The following is a 12,870-nucleotide window of genomic DNA, read 5'->3' as shown; positions in this document are numbered from 1 at the left end:
GCCGGCGCCGCCTCTCACCACGGTCCTTCCCTTGCGGACGCCCGCGCCGCGTCAGCCGGTCGCCTGCCAGGTGACGACCAGGCCGTCGCGGTGGCCGACGCGCTGGAGGCGGGCGGCGATCGCCTCCTGGATGCGTTCGAGGGCCGCCACGTCGGCGGCCTCCGCCCACAGCAGCAGGGCGTCGTCGGTGGCCCGCAGGGCGCAGCGGCCCCAGCCGAGATCGAGGACGACGTCGGCTCCGGCCTGCGGGGGCCGGGCGTGCGGGGTGTGCGCCGGGTGCGGGGCGCCATGGTTTCCGGCATGCGCGGGCAGGTCGTCCAACCGCCCGACGTGCGAGCGGAGTTGGGCAAGGTAACGGTCGGCGCGAGTGGTGACGACGCGGGCCTCGGAGGCGGGCACGGCGGAGCTCCTTCTGCGATCGGCATTCTGGGCGGGCGAGTTCAGCGGTCAGTACGTGAACCGGCGGCAGTGCACGCATGCATGACGGCCCGTCAGGTACGGACGGCGGTCGCCAGCCGGCCCGCGACCCCGGCCGGGTGAACCATCGAGGCGCAGGTGACGGGGTCGACGCGCGCGAGCCGCCAGCCGGTGGCGAAGGCGGCCTCGAGGTCGGTACGGGACAGTGCGTGCGGCACCGCGGGTTCGCCGGTGTGGCGGTCGCTGTAGGCGAGGACGTGGAGCAGGCCGCCGGGCCGGAGCAGGGACCGTACGTCGGCGAGGTAGGTCGCGCGGTCGGCGGGGCCGAGGGCGTGCAGCAGCAGGGAATCGAGCGCGGTGTCGTAGTCGCCGCCCACTTCGGCCGTGCCGCCGGGCCGCAGGACGTCGCCCAGCACGAAGCGGGCGGTGAGCCCGCGGGCCCGGGCCTTGTCACGGGCGGCGCTCAGGGCGACGGGCGAACGGTCGATCCCGGTCGCGTCCAGACCGGCCGCGGCGGCCATCAGCGTGTGCTCCCCCGTACCGCAGCCGAGGTCCAGCACGCGGCCGCCCAGTCCGCCGGATGCGGCCAAGGCGAGCAGCGCGGGCTGGGGCCGGCCGATCTCCCATGGCGGGCGGCCCCGGTACGGGTCGTGGCCGGTGCCGTGTGCCGGTGGCGCGTGCTCCATCGCATCCCCCTTGTCGCTGTTGTCCGTCGCGGTTGTCCGTCGCGAACCCGTCCCTGGCGGGCTTGCCCGCGGCGGGCGGTGTCCCTGACACCCCCAGATTTTTCCAGACACACTGTCTCTGTCAAGACAACTTGTATCGACCGAGGTCACGACGTACGAGACCTGGGCGTACGATGCGGGTCATGCCGAGGATCTGGAGCGAGACGATCGCCGCGCACCGCGACGCCGTCCGCGAGGCCGCGATCGACGCCACGGCATCCCTGGTCGCGCGGCACGGGCCGACCGGCGTCACGATGTCGCAGGTCGCGAAGGAGAGCGGGATCGGCCGGGCGACGCTCTACAAGTACTTCCCGGACCTCGCCTCGATCCTGGCCGCCTGGCACGAGCGCCACATCACCGCCCACCTCGACCGGCTGGCCGAGGTCGCCGAGGCCACCGCCCCGCCCGACCGGCTCGCCGCGGTCCTCGATGCCTACGCCCACCTCTCCCGGGCCCACGCCACCCCCGACCCGGCCGCCCTCGTCCTGCACCAGGCCCCGCACGCCACCCGCGCCGCCGCCCGGCTGCACGACTTCCTCACCGCCCTGCTCACCGAAGCGGCCGCCCGCGGCGAGGTCCGCGCCGACATCCCCCCGACCGACCTCGCCGCCTTCTGCCTGCACGCCCTTCCCGCAGGCGCCACCCTCCCCCCGCCGACCTCGGTCACCCTCACGCTGGCCGCCCTGCGCCCCGGGCCCTGACCGGCGTGACATGGCCCACGCCCGCGTGGGCCCGCCGACCTCGGCAGAAGCGGGTGCCGGGCGCCGGATTGCCCGCTGCTCCAGGTGGCCGCACCGGCCCCAAGTCGCGGGCGGCGCAAGGGATCCGGTACCGGGACGCGGGGAAGGGGCGATCCGGGGCCGTACGGGACGGCGCACGGGCGGTGCACGGGCGGGACACAGGGGATGCACAGGCGTCGGCTGAGTCCACCGTGAATTCACCCGAGGGGGTGACTTGGCGATCGTTCAGTCATATAGGCTCCCGGTCAGCATGGGCATCGGGAGTTCGGTGGTCGGACCCCTGGACGGGAAGGGCTCGGTGCATGGTCAGCAAAGCCGAAGCGCAACGGCGGCGTGAACGCGCGGCTCAGGCGCGCGCCGAAGCCCAGCGGGCCGAGCGCCGGCAGCGCACCGTAAGGATCGGCATCATCGGTGTGGTGAGCCTGGCGGTGATCGGCGGCGTGGCCGCGGCGGTCGTGCTCGGCACCCACAAGAGCGGCGGCGGCGCGGCGAACATCGCGGGCGTCAAGTCGTACAGCAACCTGTCCCGCAACCACGTGCAGGGCAAGGTCAAGTACGCGCAGAACCCGCCGGTCGGTGGCGACCACAACCCGGTGTGGCTGAACTGCGGCATCTACGACAAGCCGGTGGCCAACGAGAACGCGGTGCACGACATGGAGCACGGCGCGGTGTGGATCACCTACCGCCCGGACCTGCCCGCCGCGCAGCTCGCCACCCTGAAGTCGCAGGTCAAGGGCAAGGACTTCATGGACCTGAGCCCGTACCCGGGGCTGCCCGCGCCGGTGGTGGCGTCCGCCTGGGGCAAGCAGCTCCAGCTCCAGTCGGCGAGCGACCCGCGGCTGGCGAAGTTCATCTCCGCCTACCGCAAGGGCCCGCAGACCCCGGAGCCCGGCGCCCCCTGCACCGGCGGCACCGGCACCCCGACCGGCTGACCCGGCACACGCCCGGCCGACGCGGCCGACCTCGACCCCGCTGACGGGACCGCGGCCGACCACCGCGCCCTGCCGATCCGACCTGCCTGATCCGGCCCGCCCCGGCCGGCCGGCGCCCGAGAGCGCCGGCCGACCGGCCGCGGCCCGATCCGGACCGACCGCGGACGAGGACTGCTCACATGGCCCGCAAGACCCTGGTCAGCACCGCCGCCGCCCTGGCGCTCGCGGCACTGGCCCTGACCGGCTGCTCGTCGTCATCGTCGTCCGACTCGCCGGGGTCCGCCGGGTCCTCGGGGTCCCCGGGCGCGTCGCAGTCGGCGGGCTCGGCGGCCACCGATTCGATCTCGATCACCATCGCGAACGGCAAGATCTCCCCCAAGCCGGCCGTGCACCAGGTCCACCTCGGCGACCAGCTCCAGCTCACGGTCACCAGCGACAAGCCGGACGAGGCGCACCTGCACGGCTACGACAAGGAGATCGAGCTCCAGCCCGGCAAGCCCGGCACGATATCCGTGAAGGCCGACATCCCCGGGATCTTCGAGTTCGAGACGCACAAGAGCAATCTCCAGCTGCTCCAGATCGAAGTGAAGTAGGCCGGGCGGCCGCTCATGGATCCCCGCACCTCCGGCTCGCTCGTCGTCCTGGCCCACGGCATCGGTGGCCGCCGGGACCTCCCGATCCCGTTCAGCTACGTCCTGATCGGCGGCGGCCTGGCGGTGGTGGTCTCCTTCGCCGCCCTGCTGTTCCTGTGGCCGGCCTCCCGGCTGAAGGGCGGCGCGCGCGGCCTGGCGCTGCCGGACCGGGTCACCACCGGCGCCGACGCGCCCGAGACCCGCTGGGCGCTGCGCGGGCTCGGCCTGCTGCTGGCCGGGTTCACCGCCGTCGCGGCCGTCTTCGGCAAGAACGACGACCTGAACCCGACCGCGTCCTTCGTCTACGTGCTGTTCTGGGTGGGCCTGGTCCCGTTCTCGCTGCTCCTCGGCCCGGTCTGGCGGCTGCTCAACCCGCTGCGCACCCTGCATCGCGCGCTGTTCTGGGCGCTGATGCGCGACCCCCGCGAGGGCTTCCGGCCGCTGCCCGCCAGGCTGGGCCACTGGCCGGCCGCGGTGTCGCTGTTCGCCTTCACCTGGCTGGAGCTGGCCGGGCCGAACCGGGACTCGACGACCACCCTCATCCTCTGGTTCGGTGTGTACGCCGTGGTCCACCTGGCCGGCGCCACGGTCTACGGCTCGGACTGGTTCGACTACGGCGACGGCTTCGAGGTCTACTCCTCGCTGACCGCGCGCCTGTCCCCCTTCGGCCGCCTGGACGACGGGCGGCTCGCCCTGCGCGACCCGCTGAACGGCCTCGACCAGGTGCCCGCCGTGCCCGGACTGGTCGCCACGGTCTCCGTCCTGTTCGGCTCGACCGCCTTCGACGGCGCCTCCGCCTCCACCACCTGGGTCAACCGCGCGCAGTCCGGCCCGCTCAGCCCGGACACCGCCAACGCGCTGGGCCTGCTGGCCACCGTCGTCTTCGTCGGCCTCACCTTCACCGCGGTGCTACGGCTGGCGGGCCGGATCAGCGGCGTCCAGGTACCCGGCGGCAACGCCACGCTGCCCGCCCGCTTCGCGCACTCCCTGGTGCCCATCGCGGTCGGCTACGTGGTCGCGCACTACTTCTCGTACCTCGTCTTCAACGGCCAGCAGGCGTTCGTCCTCGCCTCCGACCCGCTCGGCACCGGCGCGAACCTGTTCGGCACCGCCGGCGACCACGTGAACTACACCCTGATCTCGGTCACCGTGATCGCCCTCGTGCAGGTCTTCGGCGTCGTCATCGGCCACGTCGTCGCCACGGTGGCCGCCCACGACCGCGCCGTCCGCCTCTTCCCCCGCCGCGCCGCCCTCACCGGCCAGGTCCCCCTCCTGATCCTGATGGTCGGCTACACGCTCGGCGGCCTGTTGCTGCTGTTCTCCTCCTGACCGGAGCACTTCCTGACCGGAGCACTTCCTGGCCGGAGCGTCGGAGCTACGGCGTACGACCCGACGTGCCGCGCACGCGGCGGACGTACCGCATACGCGAACCGGGCCGGCCCCCGCTGGGGACCGGCCCGGTTCGTTTGCTGCTTACTCAGCCTTCAGGGGGACCAAGAGGTCAGCCCCGGCCGGCCTGCTTGCGGCGACGGGTGAAGAAGACGGCGCCGCCACCGACGAGCAGGAGCGCCGCGCCGCCGGCCGCGAAGACCGTGTTCTGCGAGCTGTTGCCACCGGTCTCGGCGAGGTTGCCGCTGGAGGAGCTGGACGTGGTCGGCGGCACCGTGGAGGTGCCCACCGGAGGCGTGGTGGAAGAGGGCGGCGGCGGGGTCGTCGACGCCGAGGGGGAGGCGGACGGGGCCGGCGCGCTGGAGGTGTCGCTCGGCGTCGGGGACGGCGAGGAGGTGTCCGAGACGACCGGGGTCGGCGTGTCCGACGGGGTGTCGCTCGGCGTGTCCGAAGGCACCGGGGTGGTCGGCGTGTCGGACGGCGTCGCAGTCGGCGTGTCCGAAGGCACCGGAGTGGTCGGCGTGTCGGACGGCGTGTCCGAAGGCACCGGAGTGGTGGGGGTGTCCGACGGCGTGTCCGACGGGGTCGCAGTCGGCGTGTCGGACGGCGTGTCCGAAGGCACCGGAGTGGTCGGCGTGTCGGACGGCGTGTCCGACGGGGTCGGCGTCGGGGTCTCGCAGGCCGCGCGGCCGTTCCAGGCGGTGATCAGGTTGATCGGGGTGGCCGAGTCCGGGAAGTGCGGCAGCGGGCCGCCCGTGCCGTCGTACTTGGTGCCGTTGCCGTACAGGTCGATCTGGCCGAAGCAGGAGGGCGCGTACTGGCTGACGTCCAGCGTCGCCTGCTTGTGGGAGCTGTCCAGCGTGGTGGTGTCCCAGCCGAGGAACGCCTGCGTGCCGGAGGTCTGCCAGGTCGGGCCCTCGGCGCTGTAGGACGAGAGCGAGACCGCGTAGGTGCAGTCCTTCTTGATCTTGTCGCTGGTCCGGACGGTGACGGTGACCGGCACGGTCTTGCCGTCCATCCGGCCGTCCGTGGTCCAGGTCTTGCCCCCGTCGAGCGAGTGCTCCACGTCGATCGGAGCGCAGTCCTTGGGGTGGTCGTGGCCGTCATTGCCGTTGCCGTTGTGCGCACTCGCGGTGCCCGCACCCGCCACGCCGAACGCGGCGGCCATCGCCACGACACCGGCGACGCCTATGAGCCGCTTGCCATTTGAACGCTGCACGGTAAAAGAGCTCCCCTGTATGCGAAGCGACAGGGCAGCGCAGTTCGGACGACACCTGGCCGTCAACGTGGTGACGCCGGATCGTGCCGTTTGGTCTCTGCGGTTGTTGCCTCGCCGCCGAAAGTCTGTGGTCCCGCGGTCTGACGACCGGGATGGTCGAGTATGCAGTGAATGCAGGGTCACTGTACAGAGGGGCGAAGTCCGTTACGACAGGGGGGTATTCGGCACAGTCGCCTTGTCTCCCGCGCGTCTGTCGTCATGTCGATTTACGGTCCGGATAACCGTCCATTGCCCGGGCCAATGAGGACCCCTTGACCCGGCCAATGACCTGGGCAGTGGTCCGGATCTTTGATCGTTCCATTCCCGGCTTTGCGCGGCCCATTCCCGAAGGACTGGCCGCCCGGGAATTCCGGTGTTCCGGGGCGAGGAGCGGAGGATCTGCGGCGCTCGGCAGCGGCGACGGGGGTTCCAGGGCCCCTGCCGGCCGGCCGCGGCGGACGGGTGCGGCTCGCGGTCGGCGAGGAGGTGTGGATCCGCGCCGGACGGGCAGCAGCCGGGCAGATCGCCCGATTCGCGAGTGCGCGTCCCGGGCGTGCGCCGGGGTGGGCCGGGAGACCGGGGCGGCGGGGGCCGGGACGCCGGAAATGGACGGCCATGAGCAGCGGCTACATCGGACCCGAGGGCTTCGGCCAGGACCCCTTCGGCGACTTCTTCGCCCGCTTCCTCGGCGGCGGCCCGCGGCAGATCGACATCGGCCGGATGATGAGCGAGCCGGCCCGGCGGCTGGTCGCGGCCGCCGCGGCGTACGCCGCCGAGCACGGGCGGCCCGACCTGGACACCGAGCACCTGCTGCGGGCGGCGCTGGCCGCGGAGCCGACCCGGACGATGCTGGCCCGGGCCGGCGCGGACCCGGACCGTATCGCCGGCGAGATCGACCGGCACGCCGGCCCGCCACCCGGCACCGAGCCGGGACCGGCCGCGACCGGGGACACGGGCGCCGGTACAGGAGCCGGTGCGGGAGCCGGTGCGGGAGCAGGTCCTGGTACGGGCCCCGGTCCCGGCTCCACCGCGGCCTCGCTGTCGGTGACGCCCGCGGTCAAGCGGGCGCTGCTGGACGCGCACGAGCTGGCCCGCAGGAGCGGCGCCGGCTACATCGGACCCGAGCACATCGTGATGGCGCTGGCCGCGAACCCGGACTCGGCGGCCGGGCACGTGCTGAACGCGGCCCGGTTCGACCCCGGCGCGGCCACCCCGCCGCCCGGCGGCCAGGGGCAGCCGCCCGCCGCCGCACCGCAGCGGCCGGGCGGGCCGGGCGGCCCCGGCGGATCGGGCGGCACCCCGCAACTGGACCGGTTCGGCCGCGATCTGACCGCGCTGGCCGGCGAGGGCGGCCTGGACCCGGTGATCGGGCGGGACGAGGAGATCGAGCAGACGGTGGAGATCCTCTCCCGGCGCGGCAAGAACAACCCGGTGCTGATCGGCGAGGCGGGCGTCGGCAAGACCGCCATCGTGGAGGGACTGGCGCAGCGGATCGCCGACGGGGACGTGCCCGAGACGCTGGTCGACCGCCGGGTGGTCGCGCTCGACCTGTCCGGGATGGTGGCCGGCACCCGCTACCGCGGCGACTTCGAGGAGCGGATGACCGGGCTGATCGAGGAGATCCGCGCCCGTTCCGACTCGCTGGTGATCTTCATCGACGAGCTGCACACCGTGATCGGCGCCGGCGGCGGCTCGGAGGGCGGCGGCATGGACGCGGGCAACATGCTCAAGCCCGCGCTGGCCCGCGGCGAACTGCACGTGGTGGGCGCCACCACGCTCGAGGAGTACCGGCGGTACGTGGAGCGGGACGCGGCGCTGGCCCGCCGCTTCCAGCCGGTGCTGGTGCCCGAGCCGACCCCGTCCGACGCGGTGGAGATCCTGCGCGGCCTGCGCGACCGCTACGAGGCCCACCACCAGGTCCGTTACACCGACGAGGCGCTGCTGGCGGCCGTGGACCTGTCCGACCGCTACCTCAACGACCGCTACCTGCCGGACAAGGCGATCGACCTGATGGACCAGGCGGGCGCCCGGGTACGGCTGCGGGCCCGGACCAAGGGCAGCGGGCTGCGCGAGGCCGAGCGCGAGATCGAGCGGCTGACCCGGGACAAGGACCAGGCGGTGGCGGACGAGCAGTACGAGCGCGCCACCGAGCTGCGCGACCGGATCGCGCAGCTGTCCGAGCAGGTGGCGGCCGGCCGGGAGGAGGAGACGCCGGGCGACGGGCGGATCGTCGAGGTCACCGGGGAGGACATCGCCGAGGTGGTGTCCCGGCAGACCGGCATCCCGGTCGCCAGCCTCACGCAGGAGGAGAAGGACCGGCTGCTCGGCCTGGAGGCGCACCTGCACGAGCGGGTGGTGGGGCAGGAGGAGGCGGTGAGCGCGGTCGCGGACGCGGTGCTGCGCTCGCGGGCGGGCCTGGCCAGCCCGAACCGGCCGATCGGCAGCTTCCTGTTCCTCGGGCCGACCGGCGTGGGCAAGACCGAGCTGGCCCGGGCGCTGGCCGAGGCGCTGTTCGGCAGCGAGGAGCGGATGGTGCGGCTGGACATGAGCGAGTACCAGGAGCGGCACACGGTCAGCCGGCTGGTGGGCGCGCCGCCCGGGTACGTGGGCCACGAGGAGGCCGGGCAGCTCACCGAGGCGGTACGCCGCCAGCCGTACGCGCTGCTGCTGCTGGACGAGGTGGAGAAGGCGCACCCGGACGTGTTCAACATCCTGCTCCAGGTGCTGGACGACGGGCGGCTGACCGACGCGCAGGGCCGGACCGTGGACTTCACCAACACGGTGATCGTGATGACCAGCAACCTGGGCTCGGAGGCGATCACCGGGCGCGCCGGGCCGGTCGGCTTCGGCGGCGGGGACCGGGGCGAGGCGGACGAGGAGGCGCGGCGCGAGCAGGTGCTGCGGCCACTGCGGGACCACTTCCGGCCCGAGTTCCTGAACCGGATCGACGAGATCGTCATCTTCCGCCGGCTCACCGAGGAGCAGTTGCGGCGGGTCACCGATCTGCTGCTGGAGGAGACCCGGCGGCGGCTGCACGCCCAGGACATCCGGGTGGACATCACGCCGGGCGCGGTGGACTGGCTGGCCCGCCGCGGCCACCAGCCGGAGTACGGCGCCCGGCCGCTGCGCCGCACCATCCAGCGCGAGCTGGACAACCGGCTCTCCCGGATGCTGCTGGACGGCAAGGTGCGGGCCGGCGACCTGGTGCGGGTGGACGCGGCCGGCGCGGACGCGGAGGAGCTGCGGATCGGCGTGACGGCGGGCGCGGCATAACGGGGGGCGTGGGCATAAATGCAGCGCATTACCCCGATCGGGTGGTGATAGGGGGGTGCGGGTTGGCGTGTGCCAAAAAGCCTGCAAAGGTAGGTAAAGCAACGGCATATGCCGATAGCCCATGCGCTTTGCATGCCCACACCAGGGAGATTTCGTGCAGTACGGAAACGCACTGCGGAATGAGCTGGCGTCCACCGCGACCACCCCGCTCATCGGCATCTACGACATGTATTCCGCGTCTATCGCGGCGCAGCACTTCAATGGATTCTTCGTCTCCGGATTCGGTTTCGCGGCCTCGTATTACGGACTGCCGGACATCGGATACATCGCCTGGCCGGACATGGTCGCATTCGCCGAGCGGCTGCGTCTGGCCTTTCCGTCGCATCACCTGCTCGTGGACATCGACGACGGTTATGTCGACCCCGAAGTCGCCTGTCACGTGGTGCAGCGACTGGAACGCGGCGGTGCCTCCGGAGTAATTCTGGAGGACCAGAAGCGGCCGCGGCGGTGCGGGCACGCGGACGGAAAACTGATCCTTCCGCTGGAGGAATACCTCGACAAGCTGAACATGGTGCTGGCCAGCCGCCAGGACCTGGTGGTCGTGGCCCGCACCGACGCCACGGAGGAGAGCGAGATCCTGCGGCGGGCGGCGGCGCTGGCCGAGACCGACGCGGACGTCGTCCTGGTCGACGGGGTGCGCAACGTGGAATGGATCCGCCGGATCCGTACCGTCATCGGCGACAAGCCGCTGCTGTTCAACCAGATCGCGGGCGGGAAATCGCCGCGGCTCTCACTGCCGGAGCTGACCGACCTCGGCGTGGACGTCGCCATTTACAGCACCCCGTGCCTGTTCGCGGCGCACACCGCGATCGAGGACGCGATGGTGAACCTCAAGGCGACCGACGGCCGGCTGCCGGACACCCAGCTCACCGGGGCGGTCGGGGTCGCCGGCTCCACCCAGTTGCTGGAGCGCAACATCAGCCGGCACCACAACCCGGCCGTGGTGCGCCAGGGCGCGAGCCCGGTGCGCCAGCCGGCCGCCGTCTGAGCCGCGGGCCCCCGCCATGGGCGCCACCGGCAAGCACAGACGGCAGGACGGACCCGGCCGCGGCCCCCTCCCCCGCCGCGCGGGCCTGCTCGCGGTGCTGGCCGCGGGCGCCCTCGTCGGCGGGGGCCCGCTCCAGTCCGCACGTGCGGCGACCGCGCCGTGCGGCTGCGCGGACCAGGACGACGACGACCGCCCGCCCGCACACGGCGACAACAACGGCCTGGTCGTCATCGACAACTCCAACGCCGATTCCTGGCTGGAGGTCGACCGCACCCTCAACACCCTCCTCGACAGCAAGGGAACCGCCGGCAGCGACCACGACGGAGGCGGCGGCGACATCGACAGCCGGGAATCCTTCACCGGCCCCGGCCCGGCCCAGGAACCGGAAGGAGACGACTGACATGCGCGTCGCCTTCCGGGCGGAGAATCCCTTGCCGCACGTCCCGCAGCCGCACATCCCGGAGCCGCCCGCGAGGGCGGCTCCGCCGCAGCGGGAAGGGGGCCCCGGGAGCGCGGTGAGCCCGCCGACCCCGGCGGAGGAGGGTGCGCCTGCGGCGCCCGCAGGCACCGGGGAACCGGTGGACGAAGCCGCGGCCTCCGGAGCGGCCCCGGCCGCCGCGGCCGGTGGGGCCGCTACGGACGGGGCGTCCCGGTCGCCGGCGGGCCGCAGGCCATGGCATTCCCGCCGGTCCAGAGGACTCGGCCCCTACGCCACGGACGGCACAGGCGGTACGGCCGACGTCTCCCGGGCCCCCGCGGGCCGCAGGCCATGGCATCCCAGGCCGTCCAGAGGACTCGGCCCCTACGCCACGGACGGCACGGGCGGTACGGCCGAGGTCTCCCGGGCCCCCGCGGGCCGCAGGCCGTGGCGTCCCAGAGGGCTCGACCCTTACCTCATGGCCCTGCTCGGTACGGTCACGCTCGCCGCGGTGCTGCCCGCGCGGGGCGGCGGCGCGGTGGCGGTCGGGCGCACCGCGGACGTGGCCATCGGGCTGCTGTTCTTCCTCTACGGTTCCCGGCTGTCGGCCCGAGAGGCACTGGACGGACTGCGGCAGTGGCGGCTGCACCTGGTCGTGGTGACCGGCACCTTCGTGCTGTTCCCGCTGCTCGGGCTGGCGGCCGGCGTCCTCGCGCCGTACCTGCTGACCCCGCAGCTCTACGCCGGGCTGCTGTTCCTGTGCGTGATCCCCTCCACCGTGCAGTCCTCGATCGCCTTCACCTCCACCGCGCGCGGCAACGTCGCGGCGGCGATCTGCGCGGGCACGTACTCGAGCCTGCTCGGGATGCTGCTCACCCCGCTGCTCGCGGCCTGGCTGATCGGCTCCACCGCCCGTTTCTCGGCCGACGGGCTGCTCACGATCTCGGTCCAGCTGCTGGCCCCCTTCCTCGCCGGACAGTTCCTGCGGCGCTGGACGGCGCCCTTCATCGGCCGCCACAAGCGCACGCTCGGCCGGGTGGACCGGCTGTCCATCCTGCTCGTCGTCTACACAGCGTTCAGCCAGGGCATGGTCGAGGGCGTCTGGGGCCAGGTCACCCCGGGCCGCCTGGCCGCCCTCCTCCTGGTCGAGGCGCTCATCCTGACCGCGGCGCTGACCAGCACGTCTTTCGCCGCCCGGCGGCTGGGCTTCGGGGAGGAGGATCGGATCGCCATCGTCTTCTGCGGCTCCAAGAAGAGTCTGGCCACCGGGCTGCCGATGGCCGCGGCCCTCTTCGGCCCACAGGCCGGGCCGGCCATCTTGCCGCTCATGCTTTTTCATCAAATGCAGCTCGGGGTGTGCTCGGTCATCGCTGGACGCTGGGCGCGTCGGCCTTCGAGCTGAGCCCCCTCCGGGGGGCGGGCACCATGTGCAGTGCGGTTCGCCGGGAGCGCCCCGCAGGGGCGCGGGGCTGTGTTTGCTATGCGGCTGGCGCCGCGTGGGCGCGAGCAACCACTGACGGCCGGTGGTCCGGATGCGACAGCAACTGCCCCTGTGGGTCGGTGGCGACCCGCAGCCCGGAATCGGGCTGGTCGCGCAGTTCCTCGCGCCCCTTGGTTTTCCCGGCGAACCGGCCCCCTGCAAGGGTTCGGGTTCGCCGGGAGCGCCCCGCAGGGGCGCGGGGCTGTGTTTGCTATGCGGCTGGCGCCGCGTGGGCACGAGCTCCCCCAGCGCTTCGCCTGGGGGTACCCCCAGCCACCGGCCGGTGGTCCGGACGCGACAGCAACTGCCCCTTTGGGCCGGTGGCGACCCGCGCCACGGTGGTGGGCTTGTCGCGCAGTTCCCCGCGCCCCTTGGTATTCCGGGCGTGCCGCCGGACGCGGGCGGCACCCTCGCCCCAGGGGTACTTCCGGCGAGCCCCGCGGCGCAGCCGCGCCCCCCGGGTACTCCCGGCGAACCGTTGCGTGGCCAAGGGGCCCCCGGGGCGCCCCCGGCGAACCGGTCCGCCGCCGGGCGAACCCCACCGGAGGGTGAAACCGG

General features: G+C 73.2%; 11 protein-coding genes. 8 read left to right on the top strand and 3 right to left on the bottom strand.

Annotated features, from left to right (window positions below; all coding sequences use genetic code 11):
• Positions 1-51: 51 nt before the first annotated feature.
• Both ITX44_RS31930 and ITX44_RS31925 read right to left on the bottom strand, forming a co-directional pair.
• Positions 52-399 (bottom strand): DUF2218 domain-containing protein, encoded by a 348-nt coding sequence (locus ITX44_RS31930; RefSeq protein WP_205361698.1) that lies wholly within the window; start codon positions 397-399, stop codon positions 52-54.
• A 92-nt stretch (positions 400-491) separates the two neighbouring features.
• On the bottom strand, positions 492-1,103 hold the full coding sequence (locus ITX44_RS31925; protein ID WP_205361696.1) for a class I SAM-dependent methyltransferase: 612 nt from the start codon (positions 1,101-1,103) through the stop codon (positions 492-494).
• A 182-nt stretch (positions 1,104-1,285) separates the two neighbouring features.
• On the opposite strand from ITX44_RS31925, the gene ITX44_RS31920 reads away from it, so the two are divergent.
• From ITX44_RS31920 to ITX44_RS31905, 4 genes are all read left to right on the top strand, one after another.
• A complete protein-coding gene (locus ITX44_RS31920; RefSeq protein WP_205361694.1) occupies positions 1,286-1,843 on the top strand; it encodes a TetR/AcrR family transcriptional regulator in 558 nt (185 codons plus the stop codon).
• A 341-nt stretch (positions 1,844-2,184) separates the two neighbouring features.
• Complete coding sequence (locus tag ITX44_RS31915; RefSeq protein WP_205361692.1) at positions 2,185-2,814, top strand: thioredoxin-like domain-containing protein; 630 nt, start codon at positions 2,185-2,187, stop codon at positions 2,812-2,814.
• A 179-nt stretch (positions 2,815-2,993) separates the two neighbouring features.
• Complete coding sequence (locus ITX44_RS31910) at positions 2,994-3,407, top strand: cupredoxin domain-containing protein (protein ID WP_205361690.1); 414 nt, start codon at positions 2,994-2,996, stop codon at positions 3,405-3,407.
• A 15-nt stretch (positions 3,408-3,422) separates the two neighbouring features.
• A complete protein-coding gene (locus ITX44_RS31905) occupies positions 3,423-4,775 on the top strand; it encodes a hypothetical protein (RefSeq protein WP_205361689.1) in 1,353 nt (450 codons plus the stop codon).
• Positions 4,776-4,947: 172 nt separating this feature from the next.
• Here ITX44_RS31905 and ITX44_RS31900 read toward each other — a convergent pair whose 3' ends face one another.
• A complete protein-coding gene (locus tag ITX44_RS31900) occupies positions 4,948-6,054 on the bottom strand; it encodes an LAETG motif-containing sortase-dependent surface protein (protein WP_307795590.1) in 1,107 nt (368 codons plus the stop codon).
• Positions 6,055-6,708: 654 nt separating this feature from the next.
• Between ITX44_RS31900 and ITX44_RS31895 the strand changes: the two genes are divergently transcribed.
• The 4 genes from ITX44_RS31895 to ITX44_RS31880 all read left to right on the top strand — a co-directional run bounded on the left by ITX44_RS31895 (position 6,709) and on the right by ITX44_RS31880 (position 12,234).
• A complete protein-coding gene (locus ITX44_RS31895) occupies positions 6,709-9,366 on the top strand; it encodes an ATP-dependent Clp protease ATP-binding subunit (RefSeq protein ID WP_205361688.1) in 2,658 nt (885 codons plus the stop codon).
• Positions 9,367-9,520: 154 nt separating this feature from the next.
• Complete coding sequence (locus ITX44_RS31890) at positions 9,521-10,414, top strand: isocitrate lyase/PEP mutase family protein (protein ID WP_205361687.1); 894 nt, start codon at positions 9,521-9,523, stop codon at positions 10,412-10,414.
• Between the two features lie 16 nt (positions 10,415-10,430).
• Positions 10,431-10,814, top strand: a complete 384-nt coding sequence (locus ITX44_RS31885) for a hypothetical protein (protein ID WP_205361686.1) — start codon at positions 10,431-10,433, stop codon at positions 10,812-10,814.
• Between the two features lie 496 nt (positions 10,815-11,310).
• Positions 11,311-12,234 (top strand): bile acid:sodium symporter family protein, encoded by a 924-nt coding sequence (locus ITX44_RS31880; protein WP_205361685.1) that lies wholly within the window; start codon positions 11,311-11,313, stop codon positions 12,232-12,234.
• Positions 12,235-12,870: the final 636 nt, after the last annotated feature.

This window comes from Actinacidiphila acididurans (assembly GCF_016918855.1).
Taxonomy (GTDB): Bacteria; Actinomycetota; Actinomycetes; order Streptomycetales; family Streptomycetaceae; genus Actinacidiphila; species Actinacidiphila acididurans.
This window is presented reverse-complemented; position numbering and strand designations above follow the sequence as displayed.

What these genes read in the sequence shown, in the direction of transcription:
- ITX44_RS31925 (WP_205361696.1), bottom strand. Translation starts at nt 1,103, where the DNA reads ATGGAGCACGCGCCACCGGCACACGGCACCGGCCACGACCCGTACCGG.
- ITX44_RS31920 (WP_205361694.1), top strand. Translation starts at nt 1,286, where the DNA reads ATGCCGAGGATCTGGAGCGAGACGATCGCCGCGCACCGCGACGCCGTC.
- ITX44_RS31915 (WP_205361692.1), top strand. Translation starts at nt 2,185, where the DNA reads ATGGTCAGCAAAGCCGAAGCGCAACGGCGGCGTGAACGCGCGGCTCAG.
- ITX44_RS31910 (WP_205361690.1), top strand. Translation starts at nt 2,994, where the DNA reads ATGGCCCGCAAGACCCTGGTCAGCACCGCCGCCGCCCTGGCGCTCGCG.
- ITX44_RS31905 (WP_205361689.1), top strand. Translation starts at nt 3,423, where the DNA reads ATGGATCCCCGCACCTCCGGCTCGCTCGTCGTCCTGGCCCACGGCATC.
- ITX44_RS31895 (WP_205361688.1), top strand. Translation starts at nt 6,709, where the DNA reads ATGAGCAGCGGCTACATCGGACCCGAGGGCTTCGGCCAGGACCCCTTC.
- ITX44_RS31885 (WP_205361686.1), top strand. Translation starts at nt 10,431, where the DNA reads ATGGGCGCCACCGGCAAGCACAGACGGCAGGACGGACCCGGCCGCGGC.
- ITX44_RS31880 (WP_205361685.1), top strand. Translation starts at nt 11,311, where the DNA reads ATGGCCCTGCTCGGTACGGTCACGCTCGCCGCGGTGCTGCCCGCGCGG.